The organism is Bacteroides sp. HF-4919, assembly GCF_018860125.1.
Genome location: NZ_JAHKNF010000004.1, coordinates 304,099 through 322,695 on the forward strand (window position 1 = coordinate 304,099; position 18,597 = coordinate 322,695).

Consider the following 18,597-nt stretch of genomic DNA (forward strand, 5'->3'; position numbering starts at 1 on the left):
AAGTGCGACTAATATAGGACGGGCGGACGGATACGGGGTTTGAGATGACTGTATAGTTGTTGAAACTCGTTTCGGTCCGCCTGTTTCGTAGGTCTGACCTTATTTCTCTGCGTTCCGGAACTTCTGTGGGGTCATCCCCACTTGCTTCTTGAAAAACTTATTGAAGAACGCCGCGTTGTTGAATCCCAGGTTCAGGGCGATGTCTTTCACCGGAGTGGGTGTGGTTCGCAGCAGGGTTCGGGCAGCCAGGATCAGGATACTGTTGATGATTTCCATTGCTGTCTGTCCGCCCGATTCTTTCTTTATGATGTGGCAGAGGGTAGTTGATTTCATTCCCATTTCGGCCGCATAAAACTGTACCTGATGTTGGTGGGCATGATTCTCCTGCACCAGTCGGACAAACTGGCGAAAGACGGCGGAATGTTTGTTGGCAGGCGCTACCTGCGACAACGCTTTTCGCTGACTGAGCTCTGTGAACCCCTGTAGGAGTGCTTCAAGCATAGACTTCAGTGTGGCATGGCTGAAGAGGAACGGTGCATCTTTATGGATGTGTGTCAGAAGCGCGAAAGTCTGGACGTAGATGCCGAAAATTCTCGGGGACAATGGGAGCAGGGGGTGTTCGTTGATGATGTAGAACGTATTGATGATCGATCTGTCCAAGTGGGTTTCGTGAATGAATGCAAGTGAAAAGAGTACCGCATGCATCTGCACATCGTCCGATGTCTTCTGCACTTGTATGAAACTTTCTGAGGGGATAGCGATCATCGTACCGGGACCGATATTGTATTGCACCAGGTTGATCATCGCTTTGATACGTCCCCGCATACAGAGGGCAAAAATAACAGCTTTCGTCTTTTTGAGTTCGGCGCAATATGTCCACAGTGTTTCGCTGCTGATGCGGTCGGCAGTGGTGAAATTGTCTGATATATGTAACTCCGGAGTAAGCATGTTCTTTTGTTTGCTATAACGCTGAGATCCCTTTTTGGTTGCAAAAGTCATTATATTACGGTCTATTATAGTTAATGACTTGTTAATTCTGTACGGGGCTTTTCCTGTCATAGTTAAAAGTGGTCAATCCGTACACGATGGAATATTTTGTGAGAATAATAGAATATTATTTCCAACCCGATCCGTTGCCGATAACTGATATTAGTACGATCTTTGTGCCTTGACACAACTGAATTTATATGAACCGATCTTCATTCAACACCTTTGTTTTTCCTGTCTTTTTTTCTTCTTTGGCTATTTGGGACAATAGTCTGATTACGGTTATTGTTTTGCTGCTTATTGTCGTGTTTGCCTTGTGTGTGGCGGTGAAGTGCCTCTACGGGCAGAGGCGGGCGCTCAAAAAGGCGCTGGTGGGAGATGCCGTATGCAGGCAACTGTTTGATGTGTGGCCGCTGAGCATTCTTGTCCTCGGCGCTGACGGGAAGATAGAACGGATGAACAAGTTGTTGCTGGAAGAGCTGCAACTGGATTTGAAGCAGGTTGCCGGGCGACAGGCGGTTGAGATCATCGAACTGATTCAGGACAAGGAGAACCTTTTGCCTCGGTTTCTGAAAGAGATACAGAGCGGAAAGCGCAACATTTTGTTTTCTACCAATTGCTTCATTCGCGAGCCCCGTTCCAATATCAGCTTCCTGATTCAAGGCGGCATTGTGGGGATTTATGAAAGCGGCCGCTTGATCAAGATGATCGTCTACTTGCGCAATGTGCTTGAAGAACGGACGCAACGGCATGTACTGAATATCGCCCTGAGCAAAACACATATCTTTTCCTGGTCGTTCGACATGGAGCGGAACCTGATGGTGATTGACCCGCGTTATTTCGACTACCTGAAGATTCCGACTCAAGATTATACACTGACCATGGAACAGTTTTCCGACTTGGTGCATCCCGATGACCGGAAGGTACTTTTCGACGCCCTTGCCGGGCAGTTGACGGGAAACTTGTACGAGGCACCCGTACCTTATCGTCTGCGCCGGGGAGACGGGGGCTGGGAGTGGTTCGAGGGGCAGTCTACTTATGTGGGGCAACTGTCGGATCTGCCGTTCCGTATTGTAGGTATCTGCATGAGTACGCAGCGGCATAAAGATATAGAGGACAGGCTGAACGATGCCCTCCGGAAGGCACAGCGGAGCGACCGGTTGAAGAGTGCTTTCCTGGCCAATATGAGTCACGAGATCCGTACTCCGCTGAATGCCATCGTGGGTTTTTCCACACTGCTGGTGAGCGAGCAGTCCGATTTAAGGCCGGAGGACATCGAGGAGTATGCTGCGTTGATAGAGAAGAACGGGCAGTTGCTGATGTTCCTGATTTCGGATATTCTGGATCTTTCGAAGATTGAATCGAACACCATGGAGTTTAACGTTTCGGTTTTCTCACTGAACAAGATGTTTGCCGACATAGCCCGCATGCAGCGTCTGAATGTGAAGCCCGGTGTAGAACTGATTGCGGATCTGCCCGCAGAGGATGTGTCGATTACTGCGGACCCGGTAAGGCTGGAGCAGGTGGTGAACAATCTGATCAATAACGCGATAAAGTTTACGAGCCGGGGCAGCATCCGGATAGGCTATCGCCGGAGGGGGGAGAAGGACGTAGAGCTGTTTGTCGAAGACACCGGGAAGGGAATGTCGGAGGAGGTGATCGCGCATGTTTTTGAGCGCTTTTATAAAGGAGATTCTTTTGTTCAAGGAACGGGGTTGGGACTTGCCATCTGCAAGACGATTGTGGAACATTTCGGCGGAGAGATTCGTGCGGAGTCCGAAGCGGGTGAGGGGGCGAGGTTTGAAGTCTGCCTGCCGGTAGGAGGAAAATAGAAACGGGGAGGACCCGAATGAAACGGGGAAAGTCACGTTGCGCGTTGTCCCATAACCGCTTGTGATTTCCCCGTTTCTGTGTTTATTTTAAGAATGCCCTCGGGCATGGAGTCAATACACGCTTGCCCCCTTAATCACGATCTTTTCCAGCAATTCCTGCATCTTTCCGATCACCGGTTCCGCTTCCAGCCCGTATTCGGCCGCCATCACCTGCATCTGTGGGAAAGTGGCCCATACACTGCCGTTCTTATCCTCCCAAACGGAGATCTTCAGCGGCAATTCGATCGAGATGCTCGGATTGTCCTGCATCAGCTTTGTGCCCACTTTCGGCGAACCGAAGACGATCACCTGGTTCGGGCGAAGCGTCAAGCCTACCTCTTCCGCATTCTTTCCGTGGTCGAATTTGGCGAAGACCGGGATTCCCATTGCCCGGAGCGTCTGCTCAATGCGTCCCATGGTTTCGTCTACGCTGAACTGGCTCTCGTAGGTGTACAGCAGGTTGTCGTTGGCTCCCGTGCCCATCTTGGCGCTGTCGAAAGCGGCGGCAATGCGGCGTCCCAGGTTCGTCAGGTCCACTCCCTCCTTGTTGGCGAGCAGGGTGACGCATACCAGTTCCGAAGCGTCGGTGAAACGGCTCAGGAAAGCCGAATGTCCCGATACGTCGCCTTTGATGTCCATCAGCCCGTTGTGGTTATAGAACTGCCAGCCTGCCATGGCGGGGACCACCTTGCCGTTGGCCAGCCGGGTGGGTTTGTACACGATGTCACGGTTTTCCGGTTTCTCGATCAAGGCGCTTCCCGCCAGTCCGATGTCCCAATGGGAAACGTTCTCCGCCGATGCCCAGATGTCGGAGAAACCTTTCAGTGCCGTAGGGCTGACAGCAGGCGCTGCGACGAGACGGCCGTCTTTTTCAACGTATCCGGTCGTTGTTTCCGAGGGGTTGATATAGTCCCGGTCCTTCTTGAATGTCTGGTGCACGTTGCCCGTAGTGGTCACGTCCTCCTGTTTTACTTTCGCCAGGTCTTCTCCGAAGAAAGTCTGCCGCAGTCCCAGGTAGTCAATCTGATACTTCTTCACGAAATCGTGGTAAGGCATTTTGCCCGCCTTCTCAATGATGGAAGTCAGCAGCAGGAAGTTCGTGGCGCTCTGCTTCACATCCGTTCCCGGTTCGAAGGCCAGTGGCAGTGCGGCTACGGTCTCGATCAACTGTTCCGGACGATAATCGGCAGAGACGTCGAAACCCTTCTGCGCGCGGTAGTCGGCGATGCCCGAGCTGTGCTGCATCAACTGGAGGATGCTGACCGGTTTCCAGCTTTCCGGCACATCTTTCAGGTACTTGCCGACGGGGTCGTTCAGGTCGAGTTTGCCCCGTTCGTAGAGTTGCATTACCGCCACGGCAGCATATCCTTGCGAGATGGGGCCGATGGGCCAGAGCGTCTTGGCGGCGGCGAGGTTTCCTTTCGTGAAATCAGTCACTCCGTAGCCCACCACCCGAGGAATGTAAGGCGCCTGTACGATGGCAAGCGTCATGCCCGGTATTCCCTGTTCTTCCATAAAATCGTAAATCATCTGGTCGATGGCCTTGCCTTGGTAGGCAACGTGCACATTTCCCCTGCCGGCTTGCGGCAATTGGTTCTCATACTTCTTCATAATGGTTCCTCCGTTCTGTGCCGAGATCGTTGCCGAAGTCAGCAGTGCGACTAAAATTAATAAATTCTTTTTCATAACGTTCGCGGGATTGTTTTAGTTGTTTAAATCTGATGTTGCAAAGATCGGTGCTTATCGCTGCTCGGGAAAGAGCGATATCACACTTTGAATAGGCAATTGTTCCCGAAGGCGGGGAAGAGTGGCGTTTCCATTCTCTAAAACCTGTTTGTTATAAGCCTTTTATATATAAATAGGTGTCTCCGTTCCCTCTTCTGATCCATTTCCTTTCCTTATAGGGTAAGATAGCATGATTTTCTTCTTATTCGGGAAGAATTGCTAACTTATCCGGCCATATGGCCCTTTCCCGCCCTGTGTGGAATGCCGATCTTTGCAAAGTCGGAAAACAAGCGGTACACCGACGCCGCACCCTGAGCTAAAAGGAGTATAAACGTCTAAAAACAAAAAAAGATTATGGAAGGTATCAACACCCCGTTCGTCATCGACGGACACACAGCGATTGTAATGACAGACCCGCAGAACGATTTCCTGAGCGAGAACGGTCTGGGCTGGGGCGCTTTCGGAGAGAATATACAGAAGAATGGCACGGTGGAAAACCTCCGCCGCATCTTCGAGGTGGCAGCCGCAAAAGGCATGCTGGTATTCATCTCCCCGCACTATTACTATAAGCATGATCACCAATGGCTTTTCGAAGGTCCCATCGAGAAACTGATGCACGACACGGGCATGTTCGAACGCCGGGGACAGTTGACCGGCGAGGGTTTCGAAGGTTCGGGTGCCGACTGGCTGGAACTCTACAAACCCTATATCGACGGGGGCACGAATATCATCGTCACGGCACCCCACAAACTGTACGGGCCGGAAAACAATGACCTGATTCTTCAACTCCGCAAGCGTGGGGTGAACAAGGTAGTGGTGTGCGGCATGTCCGGCAACCTCTGCGCGGAGTCCCATCTGCGCGAGTTGCAGGAACGCGGATTTGAGGCAGCCGTCGTCTTTGACGCCACGGCCTCTGCCAAGCTCCCCGGACTGGACGCCGATACGGCAGCGTTCATCAACTTCACCCTGCTGGCGGAGAAGGTCTACACCACCGACGAGTTCGTGGCAGAGATGCGGGAGAGGTGAGCGCGGGGTTATATAGACCGTTAATCGGGGGGGCTCTCTGAACGGAGTTCCTGAAAGGATAATCATCCCGAAAACGGCCTTCCGATAGACGGAAGATTCCCTTATCTCAACTTTCTCAATGGATGGGAAAAGCTGGGATAAGGGAATTCTTAGTATAAGTAATGACGGATTATGAACCGAATCTTACATTGGATAAACGATGACCCTGCTGTTGGGCAGGTCCGGAATATACATCGTTCCGGAGGCTACCGTGATATCTGCCGGGCCGGACAGCGGTTTCTCCGGGTTAATGTCGAGTGGCGTGATCTTTCGGGTATTCATGTCGACGGCACAAACTTGTGCGGGTGTCCAGTTGGTGATGTACATCGTTTTCTTGTCGGCAGAGAGGGCGATACCGTCATATTGTCCCGGGGTGGTGATGAACTTCTCCGGAACGGGTTTGCTCAGGTCGGTAATCTGATAGATGACATTGTTGTCCGTTGTCTTCCCGTCAGCGGGATAAGAGGCGACGTACATGGTTCCGTTTTCGATAATCAGCCCGTTAGGTCCGGCGATGCTCACCCATTCGGCAGGAATCCCTACTGCGCCCGGGTCACTGATGTCGATGCTGAAGATTTTTCCTGTATTGGTGACAGAAGCATAAAGTGTATTCCCTTCCGCCACGAGGTCGTTTACGAAAAGGTTGCCTTCGGGCAGCAGGACGACTTGCGGTGCTTTCTCCGGTGCTTGTAGGTTGTAGACTACGATTTTGTTGACGTCGCAGATGAACAGGTGCTCGTCACGAACAAACATTCCTTTCGGTCCGGAGAGGTTGCCGTCGGCAGGAATCAGGATTTCCGTCCGGTTATCTTTATGGTAGGCGATGTATCCCCTGCCTTCCGTGTTGAGTGGATTGAGCTGCTCCGTTCCGAAGTTGGCGATCAGGATACCTCCCTGATAGGGGTACGTGCTTTCGCAGAAACGAATGCTGTCACTGATGATCGTTGTTTCCGGTTGCTGTGCCTCTTCCGTCGGCTGGTTTTGTTTTTTGCTTTGGCAACACAGAGCGGTAGCCGAGAAGGTGATCAATAGGATGGGAGTAAAGAATTTAGTTTTCATAAGCTGATCTTGTATTTCATAAGATGAATTTCATGCAGCAAAGATACAAGCAAATAGAGAACGGGTTGTTGCCCGTTTGGTTCAGTCTCCGGTCTGTTTGGTTCAGGGTACGTTTACGAGTGCTTCGTTCCGGCAGCTTCCCACACCTTATATATAGGTCTTCGATCATCTCCATTTCTCACTTCTCGTCCATCGTTCATCGCTTTTCGCCCATCATTCATCATTCCTCCCCCTATATTCAGTAGGTGTCATCTGATATTGCTCTTTAAAGAGCCGGGCAAAGTGTGCCGCACTTACAAATCCGCTCGCGTCCGTTACTTCTTCGATCGTTTTGTCCGACGTGTCGAGCAGATAAGCAGCGCGTTCCAGTTTTTTTCTGCGTATCCATCCGCGGGGAGCTTCACCATATTCCTGGGCAAACTCCCGCTTAAAGCTCGACAGGCTTCTGCCGGAAAGCATAGCCAGTTCGTTGACGGTGGCCGGGGAATACAAATGCCGGTCGAGCACGGCTGACAGTGCCGGGCTTTCGCTTCGTGCCGCATCCAGGAGGAAGGAAGCTATTAGTTGCCGGTAAGGACTGTCCAGAAGCAGGTATACCAGTTCGGTAAATTTCAGCCGGATCAGTTCGCACATAAACGGACTCTTACTCTTGCTGTATTCCTCCAACGAAGAAAACAGTTTCTCTATTTCCCGGTTGTGGGGAATGATCTTTATGGCTTCTCTTTTTGTCGGCATCCTTTCCGATATACGTTCCGGCAAACATCCGCTCAGTTGTTCGGCCAGTCCTTGCGCAACCCGTTTGCTGAAAAACAACATCAGGCTGCGGAACCCATGTTCGCCGGTAATGTATTCCGACATCACGTACTCTCCCCTTGGTATCAGAAACAGTTCTCCGGGGCGGATGTCAAACTGATTGCTCCCTACCTTGATCTGCTTCACCCCGGAGAGGATGTATACCAGGGCATGGTGCGTCAGGAAAGCGTCGAAGTTTTCCTGTGTGGTAGAGTTGACGTATTGGAGCAGGCGTATGTTCTTGTTTTCACCCGGCTGTGCCGGACGGAGAATGTCATCGGGGACGAAAAGGCGCTTAGTGGGCATAAGATGAAAGGTTTTGGAGTTAGCTGACACAAATATAGGATAAAACTTCCTGAAAAATGCGGGGAGACGTGCGAAATCTTGTTCCGGTCGCCTTGCCCCCGCGCATATACCCTCTCTCTGCTTGGTCCGCCTGCTGTGCCTACAGCGGCATGTTTCCGTGTTTCTTCGGTGGATTCGTCTGCATTTTGTTTTCCGTCATCTCCAATGCCTGTATCAAGCGTTTACGGGTTTGCTTCGGCAGGATGATCTCGTCGATGAATCCCAGTTCGGCAGCCTGGTATGGAGTGGCAAACTTCTCTTTGTAGGCATCCAGTTCTTTGGCTTTGCTCTCTGCGTCCGCCTTGCGGAACAGGATGTTTACAGCTCCCTCGGCACCCATCACGGCAATTTCCGCACTCGGGTAGGCAAAGTTCACGTCCGCCCCCGTCTGTTTGGAGTTCATCACGATGTAAGCGCCACCATAGGCCTTGCGGGTGATCACAGTCAGCTTGGGCACTGTGGCCTCGGCAAAGGCATACACTATTTTGGCACCGTGGCGGATGATGCCGTTGTTCTCCTGCGTATATCCCGGCAGGAAGCCCGGAACGTCTTCGAACGTAATCAGAGGAATGTTGAAACAGTCGCAGAAGCGGATGAAACGGCTTGCCTTGTCGCTGGCATCGATGTCGAGCACACCCGCCAGGTATGCCGGCTGGTTGGCCACGATACCTACCGAGCGTCCGGCTAAGCGGGCAAAACCGATGATGATGTTTTTGGCAAAGTTCTGCATCACTTCAAAGAAGTAGCCCTCGTCAACAACCCGTTCGATGATCTCTTTCATATCATACGGTATGTTCGGGTCGGCGGGGACAATGCTGCCGAGTGATACATCTTCGCGGTTGATGTCATCGGTGCAGTTCTGCTTGCGCGTTTCGTCCATATTGTTTTGCGGGAGGAAGGAGAGCAGCTCGCGGATCGACATCAGCAATTCTTCCTCGGTGTTTGCTATGAAATGCGTTACACCACTCTTGCTGCTGTGCGTCATGGCACCGCCCAGTTCTTCTTTGCTGACTTCTTCGTGGATCACCGTCTTTACCACATCCGGTCCGGTGACGAACATATGGCTTTTCTCCTTCACCATAAAGATGAAATCCGTCAGTGCCGGAGAGTAGCAGGCACCTCCGGCGCATGGACCGAGGATAGCCGAAATCTGCGGGATCACGCCGCTTGCCATCGTGTTCTGGTAAAAGATGTCGGCATAGCCCGACAGGCTTTCGATTCCTTCCTGGATACGTGCACCGCCCGAGTCGTTCAGTGCGATGATCGGCGCGCCATTCTTCAAAGCCAGTTGTTGTACCTTGACTATCTTCTTGGCATTCGATGCCGAGAGCGAACCACCATAAACGGTGAAGTCGTAAGCGTAGACAAACACTTGACGGCCGTCGATCTTTCCGTAACCCGACACCACACCGTCGCCCGGAACCTTGTTACGGTCCATGCCATAGTTGGTGCAGCGGTGCACCATCAGCTTGTCAAGTTCCACAAATGTTCCCTTGTCCAGTAACATATCGATGCGTTCGCGGGCAGTCATCTTTCCGCTCGCATGTTGTATTTCAATCTTGGCAGCGCCTCCGCCTTGGGAAGCGATACGGTCACGCTCTTCGAACGTGGCATAGGCTTTATTTACTTCTTCCATTGTCTTTCTATTATTCGTTATTCTAACGTTATCAGCGTCTGGTCTCCGGCGATATTATCACCTTCCTGTACCAGAATCTCTTTAATCCGGCAGTCCGAAGTCACCTTGTAGTTACTCTGCATCTTCATCGCTTCGATGACGATGACAGTTTCTCCGGCTTTCATCTCCTGTCCCACACTGACGGGGATTTTCACTACCTTGCCCGGCATGGGCGAAATGATGCGGTCGTTCTGTGTTTCTTCACCTTTCTTGCGCATCCGCAGATATTTTGCCTGACTGTCCACAATCTCGACGTTGAAACTACTGTAGTGTGTATTCACTTTGTAACTCTTTCCGTTCTCTTTGCGAATCAGTTGGGCGTTGGAGCTTCGCCCATCCATCAGGATGTTGCAATTCCCGTTCTCTGCCATGACAACGTCCGCTTCGAACGTTTTTCCGTCGATGGTGAGTACCACTTTGTTATCTTCTTTGCTGACCAGTTCTATCTCGGCCACGCGATTTCCTATATGTATTTCCATACTCTTCTATATTCTTAATACCCCTTTGTGCAATCCGAATTCTTTCCATTTGCTGATCGGGCGGTTGTCCGCAGCCAGTCCGCTGTTATTCTCCTCCAGGTTCATCAGGTAATCCATGTAAGCGGCAATCAGTGCGATGTTCTCTGCACGTTCGCTGGTACGGGTGATGCAGTGTTGGAGCACTTCTCCGTTTTTGCTGATGAATCCCGTATCGTAATGTCCTTCCACAAAGTCGGGAGTATCCATGATGGCGCGCAGGTAACTGATGTTGTTCTTTACTCCTGTCAGTTTATATTCGTGAAGCACACGGCGCATCCGTTCGATGGCGTATTCGCGTGTGGTTGCCCATACAATCAGTTTGCCGATCATTGGGTCATAATAAATCGGAATCTCGTAACCTTCGTATACATAGCTGTCGATGCGCACCCCGATGCCGTTTGGCTCCGTAATCTGCTTGATGACACCCGGGCTGGGCATGAAGTTCATTTCTGTATCTTCTGCGCAGATGCGGCATTCGATGGCATGTCCGCGTTGCTGGATATCTTCCTGTTTCAGTTGCAACACCTGTCCTTCGGCCACTTTAATCTGCTCTTTCACTAAATCTACGCCGACTACCTCTTCGGTAATCGGATGTTCCACTTGCAGGCGCGTGTTCATTTCCAGGAAGTAATAGTTGCGGTGCTTGTCCACCAGAAATTCGATGGTTCCCGCTCCGACATAGTTCACGGCTTTGGCGGCGGCCACTGCTTTTTCTCCCATATCCCGGCGTAGTTCAGGAGTGACGAACACCGAAGGGCTCTCTTCCACAATCTTCTGGTTGCGGCGTTGCACCGAACATTCACGTTCGCACAGATGAATCACGTTGCCATGCTTGTCGCCCAGAATCTGGAACTCGATGTGATGCGGTTCTTCTACAAATTTCTCCAGGTAAACTGTGTCGTCGCCGAATGACGAAAGTGATTCGCTCTTGGCGGTTGTGTAGGCCTCTTCCACTTCATCTGCACGATGAATCAGCCGCATACCCTTTCCGCCACCTCCCATCGAGGCTTTCAGCATTACCGGATAACCGATTTGATTGCAGAGTTCTACCGCTTCTTCAAGGCTCTTCAGGTTTTCTTGAGTACCCGGAACCACCGGTACACCGGCTTCTATCATCTTGATACGTGCCGAAATCTTATCTCCCATCGCCTCCATGGTTTCCGGGTCCGGACCGATGAAGATGATCCCCTCTTCACGACAACGACGGGCAAAGGTTGCATTTTCGGACAAGAACCCGTATCCCGGGTGGATAGCGTCTGCGCGGCACGACTTTGCCACTTCGATAATCTTTTCTATATTCAGATAACTCTCTTTCGATGCTGCTGGGCCGATGCAGTAAGCTTCGTCGGCATAGAGCACATGCTTCGCTGTTCGGTCCGCTTCCGAGAAAACGGCAATGCTCGTTATTTCCATCTCCCGGCAGGAGCGCATCACCCTCACGGCTATTTCGCCGCGGTTGGCGACTAAGATTCTTTTAATCATATTCATTTCTCAATTAAATGGAATACACATATTCATGCTTTCCACCCTGCGGACATGAGTCCACCCGATGAAAACACAGTATTTCTACGATTTGGGGCTTAACAACGATGCTTTCTTTCCTAACCCACGAGGTAAAAAAGCTCTTATTCATTGAATGGCAGGTCTTCTGACTGACTCTACATCTTATCGGACCTTCCCGACGTTTCCTTTTCCGTCAGTGGTTTGTAATTGGTTTATTGATAAGATGTTATACAGAGCTTCACAGCAGCGGGACTGTCCGGGATTTACACCCGATTCCCTTTTAATCTTCGTCCGTTGACCACGGATTCCGAACCAATTCGGGGACAAATATAGAGAAATATTGGATAGAGTGGATACTTTTTGCACGAAAAGTTCAATTTTGTGCAATGACCAACGGCGCTTTGTTTCAAAATAAATGTCATATAGACGAAACACAAATAGACTGTCGATTGTTCTTTTTTACAAATAAAAGAGCATAAACGGAATGAATTACTAACGAAATATACATGCCATGTCACACTTACCTACCTTAATTGCCGACCTTGCCCTAATACTGATGTCCGCAAGTATCATTACCCTTTTGTTCAAATGGTTGAAACAACCCTTGGTACTGGGATATATCGTCGCAGGATTATTGGCGGGACCTTACGTGCAGATTTTCCCGACTGTAGGTGATATTGAGAACATCAATATCTGGGCTGAGATAGGAGTTGTTTTTTTACTTTTCGCCCTTGGGTTGGAGTTTAGTTTTAAGAAATTAATAAATGTCGGGTCAGCTGCCTTTATCACGGCAACCACCGAAGTTATCAGCATGTTGCTGATCGGTTATATGGTAGGACATCTGTTAGGCTGGAGCACAATGAATTCTATTTTTCTGGGAGGTATGTTGTCTATGTCGTCAACAACGATTATTATCAAAGCGTTTGATGATCTCGGCTTACGTAACCAACGCTTCACGGGTGTTGTATTCGGGACATTGGTAGTTGAAGATCTGATCGCTATCCTGATGATGGTCATCCTTTCTACAATGGCAGTGAGTAAGGAGTTTGTAGGTGAAGAGTTGTTGATGAGTGTGTTGAAGGTTGTTTTCTTTCTGATCCTATGGTTCCTGATTGGGATATTTATCCTTCCGTTCTTTTTGAAAAAAGCAAAACGGCTGATGAATAACGAAACCTTACTGATCGTTTCGCTGGGACTTTGTCTGGGAATGGTTGTGTTGGCTACCCGTACAGGATTCTCGGCTGCACTGGGTGCTTTCATTATGGGATCTATCCTTGCCGAGACGGTTGAGGCCGAACACATAGAACATATCATCCAGCCGGTGAAAGATCTTTTCGGAGCTATTTTCTTTGTCTCTGTCGGTATGTTGGTCAATCCGGCTGTCTTGGTGCAGTATGGCTGGCCGGTGGTCATCATTACTTTGGTAACTCTTGTGGGTAAATCCATATTTTCTTCATTGGGAGTTTTATTATCCGGTGAACCGTTGAAGGTTTCCGTCAAGTCAGGATTCAGCCTTGCCCAGATAGGAGAGTTCGCTTTCATTATCGCAGGGCTGGGGGCTTCACTCAAAGTACTGGATAGTTTTATCCCTCCGATTATTGTTGCGGTATCGGTGATTACTACATTCACAACTCCTTATTTCATCCGGTTGGCAAATCCGTTGGCCGAATGGCTTTATAAAATACTTCCGCCTAAAACCAGGGAAAGTCTGGACCGCTATGCTTCCGGTAAGAAGACGGTCAATCATGACAGCGATTGGAAGCGGTTGTTGAAGACGATTGTCGGAAGAGTGATTATCTATAGTGTTCTTCTCACGGCGATTTGGTTATTGTCTGTGCAAACCGTTTATCCCACGATAAACGAGATGTTCGATGCTCCCGGGCGATGGGTAAACATAGGGATGTGTCTGGTCACACTTCTGTTGATGACACCTTTCCTGTGGGCACTTGTTTCAGATAAGTATAATTCCCCGGATGTATTTTTAAAGTTGTGGAATGATGATAATTACAATCACGGACGGTTGGTCGCGCTGATTTTGTTTCGTGTGTCGGTTGCCGTCTTTTTCATTGCAGGGGTCGTTATCAGTTACTTCAGCCTCAATTATGGGATAGGCATTGTGATAGCCGTTGCCGTATTGGCATTGATTCTTATTTTCAGGGAGAACCTCACGCAATATTCGCATCTGGAAACACACTTCCTGACCAATCTGAACGGAAGGGAAGAAGCTGCCCGCAAACGTTATCCTCTGAAAAGTCGTTTTAACAGTGAGTTTAATGACAAAGATGTTGAGCTGACTTCCGTTTGGGTGTCTCCTTATTCGTCTTATATCGGTCAGTCATTGGATGAACTCCCTTTCAGGCGGGAGTTTGGTGTCAATATAGTAAGTATTGTCAGAGGGGAGCGGAGAATATACATTCCACAAAGTTCCGAACGAATTTATCCGCAGGATAAGTTAGTAGTGGTCGGAACAGGCGGACAGCTGCAAGAGTTCCGGACGGAACTTGAGAACAGACAGGATTTGCCGGATGAAAAGAACATAAAACAAGATGTGACGCTTCATTCATTCACGGTAGATGAAGATTTTCCGTTTCTGAACAAAAGCATTGCCCAGTCCCGGTTAGGAAAAAGATATGATAGTCTCGTCGTAGCCCTTGAACGAGAGGGTGAATTGGTTCCGGTGAATCAGGCTATAGTTTTCCAATTGGGAGATTTGGTTTGGGTGGTAGGAGACAGGGAGAAGATCAGGCAGTTTTTGGTGCGGAAGAAGTAAGAGTGGTAAAGAGCAGAGGAAAGGAAAACGGCTGAGGCGAAAATTTGCATTTTGACAGATACACAATGAAGTATCATTCTGTATTTTCAATACGGTCTGTATTCGTTTCTTTCCGGCCTCGTTTGCGACTGCTTCCGAAAAGACTCTTATTTTCCCATCAGACAGAATCAAAATGATGTGATTTTACCTTTTTATCAAGCATATGGTTGGTGATCCTTGTTTTTAGACATCTTCTGTCGTTGTAGGTCGGATTGAACCTTTAAAATGATAGTTGACACATATCCCTTCTGAAGCCTCCGATAATTTCAGGAAACTTGTATTTTACGCCTTCTTTTGCGTTATTAACTTCTTTCGGACAAAAGATTAGCTTCTTCCGAGCAAAAGGCTAACTTCTTTTCGGGAAAACACTTACTTCTTTTTGGAAAAGAGTAAGGTCTTTTGTTATATGAAATAGCATATTTACTCAATATGATGCAACTTTCTGTATGTAAATGTCATATCTATGCGTTGTATTCTTCTGCTGCACCGGTTTTTAATATAAAGTGTGTTGTTCAAAAAGGGAAAATAGTTTCTTTTTGATGTTAAAATAGAGATATATGCATCTGTTTGTTTTTAGGCTTTTAAAACTCTGACTTTCTATGAAAAGTTAGTAGATACTATAATATTATTATTAAGTATAAAAGTTAAGATGCCGGTTGTTGATTTCTACTTTCATTGGCTATATTTGTGTATGTCTAAAATATAAAGTACTATGAAGTCCATTTTATTATCTGTTATTTCATTCTTATTAGTCATGAATGTCTGTGGTAAGAATGATGTGGATATGAGAACTTATTTGAAAAAAGTTCTAAGTAATCTTGATAAGGTAGAATCAGCTTCTTACCATGAACAATCTCAGTCCTGGCAACCCGGTGATACGGCTGCTATAACTAATTCTTTTCGGTTTATTAAAGAATACACTAATCCTTCTGATTCGACTATCGGTGCAAGTTATGTGGCTCTTAACGCCAAAGATACGACGCGATTTGAATTTGGTTATGATGGAAAAGTGAAAATGATAAGTTTTCATGAGCATAAAGGGATTATGATCGATGATTTCACGACCAGAAAACTTCCTTTCAGGTTGGTGGGTCCTCCGTTTTTCTGTTACAGCCGGAATATCATCGGATATGCTTTGAGTACGGGGGATAGCATCACAACCGAATGGAAGGATTTAGGAGAAGCGTATTACTTCAAGTTGGTGATACATGAAGACAGACAGGTTGAATTTTTTGGAAAAGCGTACTACATACCGAAACCTCCTTTTGACTTAGGGGACCCGACCTCGATTTACGAACTGTGGATTAATAAATCGGATGATTTGCCTTATAAAGTCCGCAGGGAAATGTCGCATCAGATTTCTGCCAATATATGTTCGGATGTAGTGTTGAATCAATTGTCAATGGCCGATTTTAACTTATATGATTATTTGCCTCAAGACTATGAAATCCGCAAGTATGGTGAGAAAGGAAAGACTACCCAACTTTCGGCAAGAGAACTTATAGGGAAGAAAGCTCCCGACTGGATGTTGAAAGATATGTACGAGAATCCGGTGTCGTTATCTAATCTTAAGAGTAAAGTGCTTTTAGTGAATCTGACCGGTATCGGATGCGGTGCTTGTCATGCATCCATTCCCTTTCTGAACGGGCTGAAAGAGAAGTTCAATGCCGATGAATTTGAAGTGGTTTCTATAGAAACCTGGGGACGCAAACCTCATTCGCTGCGGACTTATGCGGATAAGAACCAGATAAACTATAGATTCCTATGTGGTGATGAAGGCATTGTCAAGTCATACCGGACATATGGCGCGGCACCTTTCTTCTTTATATTAGATCAGGACCGCGTGGTCAGAAAAGTCATTCAGGGATATGGAATGGAGAAAACCGATAAAGAGATAACGGACGCTATCAAAGCATTGTTATGATGAAATGTATTTGCGGTTGGAGTTTATTCCAGCCGCAAATCGTATAAACAGGCACGTACCTCTTCCGGGCTGCCGATATGTTTCCCTATGTCATCTGATAGCTTCACGCATTCGCGCCATTCTTGATTCAGGTTCATCTTGCACTGCGATAGCTTCATGACGATGTTTGATGGCTTGAATCCGGTATCATTAGTCAGGTTTGTGCCGATACCGAATGAACAGCGGATTTTTCCCCGGCAATACTCCTGAATGTCCAGTGCTTTGTCAAAGTCCAGTGCATTGCTGAATACGATTGTCTTGGTAGTCGAGTCAATGCCTAACTCTTTGTAACGGGCAGTCAATCGGTCGATAAACCTGAATTCATCGCCTGAGTCACATCTTACACCATCAAACAATTTGGCTTGTTTGCGACTCAGGTTGCTTAAAAAGATGGCAGATGTATAGGTGTCGGACAAGGCGATGCCGAGGTCCCCGTCGTATACATTTACCCAATTTTCAAGAGCCATGTAATTGGCGTGTTTATAACCGAATTGTGCTCCATGAAACATGAACCATTCATGCGGATGTGTACCCATGGGTTTCATGCCGTATTTCATGGCGAAATGGCAGTTGGAGGTGCCGATGCAATAGCGGGCTGTTTGTCTCAGGTGTCCGATGACTTGATCCTGCACGTCGAATGAGAAGCGTCTCCGTGTTCCGAATTCAGAGAAAAACAGTTGATGCTTGTTAGACAGTTCTGCCTTTTCGGATAGTTTACACAAGATATCTCCCATACTGGCGATATTGCCGGATGATTGATTCTTTATCTCGGAAACGATGGCAAGTAAAGGTACTTCATAAAGCGTTGCCTTATAAAGGTAATCACTGATCTCTATGTGGAGGTGTCGATCTTCGTCCAAACGGACTTCTATTTTTTCCGGTTGGAAACGGAAAGAAGAGAGCCATTCCCAATAGACTCTGGGGAGGAAACGGCAGTTCTTCACCATGTACTCCAGTTCTTCTCCAGTCAGTGCTACATGCGATAAGCGACTGATTTCAGTTTTCAGTCTTTCTACAAACTCGTCGCTGTATTCAGTTTCATCCCTGTCTTTGAAACTGAAAGTGCCCATCGCATACGGGAATAGTTTAATGTAAGCATACGAGGTAGTGAATTTGTAAAGGTCTGTATCGAGTATGGTACGAATAATCATTGGATTCTTTTAATTGGTAAAACGATATTTCAGATTTAAAATGTAGGGCGAAGATACTAACAATTGTCTAAAGGTTTAGGTTTTATAAAAGGAAGTTTTTAGGGTATCAGTACTTCATGAAGATTTTTTCTTGGCGAGTAGGGCATTGGACTGCTATATCCCATACGGAGTAAAACGCCCGGTATTTCAGTTTTTTTATTGTTTAGCAGTTCTCTTTGCATTTGTTCAGAGAGGATTTCCACTTCGCATGGTTGATTGATAAAAGCGGTGGACACACCGATTTCCGTTGTTTTCAGCAGAAGGCACTCTAAAGATCTTCCCAGATTAATCCAATCTTTCGGAGTATCTTTCTCGGTACAGAACAGCATGATGTGTGAAGACGATCGGAGCTTTTTTTCATCACTTTTATTTTGTATGTTGGGAGTCAGACAAGCATTCATGATGCGGCGAGATAACCATTGTGGTAAGTTAGGTGCACCAAAAACGGCATAACTTAAGCCATCTTTGGTCGATTCTGCATGCTTCTTATTGAACCTCATCCAGTTTTTCAACTCATTCTTGAAGTGGAAGTCGGTCATCTGGATTGTATTCCCCCTCAGAACATAGTAACGAACTTTGTCGAACTCAGGCGTTCCGATTTTCCAGCAATGGAGGTGTACTGTTGCTGCTTTCGGTATTGAAAGCAACTTGTGTATCATTTCTTCCGGAATCAGTTGTCCTGTATATATACTTCTGTTGGTTTGCCGCTTGCCAATTTGTATAATGATAGAAGAAGGGGTAATTACGCCTGCATTGGGCTGGAGTTTTACTGTGATATTCCCATTATCTGCAATGTTTACTTGGGCTGAATATCCTTTAGTTTGTGCAGCCAGGCACAAATTTTCAGTTGCACATCCCAGAGAGATGAACATTTCACGCTGGTTTCCATCCACAATTGATAGTGTTTTAGTTTTATCCGGATGAATCTCAATACCTGCTTCTACGATACGAAATAACCAAGGTTGGGTGTTATGTCCCGAAGGAGCTTTAGTGGCTTGTTCTATCATGAATAGATAGTCATCTGTTATTGTTTCCATAATTAATAGGTCGATCTGAGATCATTATTGCTGTATTCTATTATATCTTTATTGCATC

At 47.6% G+C, this 18,597-nt stretch carries 13 protein-coding genes and 1 riboswitch; of the genes, 4 read left to right on the plus strand and 9 right to left on the minus strand.

What is annotated here, in order from left to right; genetic code table 11:
• Window positions 1-99: 99 nt before the first annotated feature.
• Complete coding sequence (locus KO473_RS09400; protein ID WP_250717390.1) at window positions 100-1,059, minus strand: AraC family transcriptional regulator; 960 nt, start codon at window positions 1,057-1,059, stop codon at window positions 100-102.
• A 128-nt stretch (window positions 1,060-1,187) separates the two neighbouring features.
• Here KO473_RS09400 and KO473_RS09405 point away from each other — a divergent pair, with 128 nt between their 5' ends.
• Entirely contained in the window at window positions 1,188-2,819 is a 1,632-nt protein-coding gene (locus KO473_RS09405; RefSeq protein WP_234060143.1) for a PAS domain-containing sensor histidine kinase, read from the plus strand.
• 111 nt (window positions 2,820-2,930) lie between these two features.
• Here KO473_RS09405 and KO473_RS09410 read toward each other — a convergent pair whose 3' ends face one another.
• A complete protein-coding gene (locus tag KO473_RS09410; protein ID WP_005821486.1) occupies window positions 2,931-4,544 on the minus strand; it encodes a serine hydrolase in 1,614 nt (537 codons plus the stop codon).
• A 393-nt stretch (window positions 4,545-4,937) separates the two neighbouring features.
• Here KO473_RS09410 and KO473_RS09415 point away from each other — a divergent pair, with 393 nt between their 5' ends.
• Window positions 4,938-5,609 (plus strand): isochorismatase family protein, encoded by a 672-nt coding sequence (locus KO473_RS09415; RefSeq protein ID WP_005782753.1) that lies wholly within the window; start codon window positions 4,938-4,940, stop codon window positions 5,607-5,609.
• A 183-nt stretch (window positions 5,610-5,792) separates the two neighbouring features.
• Here the strand turns inward: KO473_RS09415 and KO473_RS09420 are convergent, their stop codons facing one another.
• The 5 genes from KO473_RS09420 to accC all read right to left on the minus strand — a co-directional run bounded on the left by KO473_RS09420 (window position 5,793) and on the right by accC (window position 11,519).
• Complete coding sequence (locus KO473_RS09420) at window positions 5,793-6,707, minus strand: YncE family protein (RefSeq protein ID WP_005821484.1); 915 nt, start codon at window positions 6,705-6,707, stop codon at window positions 5,793-5,795.
• A 213-nt stretch (window positions 6,708-6,920) separates the two neighbouring features.
• Window positions 6,921-7,805, minus strand: a complete 885-nt coding sequence (locus KO473_RS09425; protein ID WP_005821482.1) for an AraC family transcriptional regulator — start codon at window positions 7,803-7,805, stop codon at window positions 6,921-6,923.
• A gap of 139 nt (window positions 7,806-7,944) precedes the next feature.
• Complete coding sequence (locus KO473_RS09430) at window positions 7,945-9,480, minus strand: acyl-CoA carboxylase subunit beta (RefSeq protein ID WP_122130313.1); 1,536 nt, start codon at window positions 9,478-9,480, stop codon at window positions 7,945-7,947.
• 17 nt (window positions 9,481-9,497) lie between these two features.
• On the minus strand, window positions 9,498-9,998 hold the full coding sequence (locus tag KO473_RS09435; RefSeq protein ID WP_005782744.1) for an acetyl-CoA carboxylase biotin carboxyl carrier protein subunit: 501 nt from the start codon (window positions 9,996-9,998) through the stop codon (window positions 9,498-9,500).
• A gap of 6 nt (window positions 9,999-10,004) precedes the next feature.
• On the minus strand, window positions 10,005-11,519 hold the full coding sequence (gene accC / locus KO473_RS09440; RefSeq protein WP_005808006.1) for an acetyl-CoA carboxylase biotin carboxylase subunit: 1,515 nt from the start codon (window positions 11,517-11,519) through the stop codon (window positions 10,005-10,007).
• Between the two features lie 138 nt (window positions 11,520-11,657).
• Window positions 11,658-11,872: riboswitch (cobalamin riboswitch) on the minus strand.
• Window positions 11,873-12,051: 179 nt separating this feature from the next.
• Here accC and KO473_RS09445 point away from each other — a divergent pair.
• Both KO473_RS09445 and KO473_RS09450 read left to right on the plus strand, forming a co-directional pair.
• The gene (locus KO473_RS09445) at window positions 12,052-14,310 is read left to right on the plus strand and encodes a cation:proton antiporter (RefSeq protein WP_005821477.1); all 2,259 of its coding nucleotides are present in this window, start codon (window positions 12,052-12,054) and stop codon (window positions 14,308-14,310) included.
• A gap of 751 nt (window positions 14,311-15,061) precedes the next feature.
• Window positions 15,062-16,273, plus strand: a complete 1,212-nt coding sequence (locus KO473_RS09450) for a peroxiredoxin (protein WP_122130312.1) — start codon at window positions 15,062-15,064, stop codon at window positions 16,271-16,273.
• A gap of 23 nt (window positions 16,274-16,296) precedes the next feature.
• Here KO473_RS09450 and pncB read toward each other — a convergent pair whose 3' ends face one another.
• Window positions 16,297-17,463, minus strand: coding sequence for a nicotinate phosphoribosyltransferase (pncB, locus tag KO473_RS09455; RefSeq protein WP_005821475.1), 1,167 nt, complete (start codon window positions 17,461-17,463; stop codon window positions 16,297-16,299).
• 98 nt (window positions 17,464-17,561) lie between these two features.
• Window positions 17,562-18,539 (minus strand): hypothetical protein, encoded by a 978-nt coding sequence (locus KO473_RS09460; protein ID WP_005821473.1) that lies wholly within the window; start codon window positions 18,537-18,539, stop codon window positions 17,562-17,564.
• Between the last annotated feature and the right edge of the window lie 58 nt (window positions 18,540-18,597).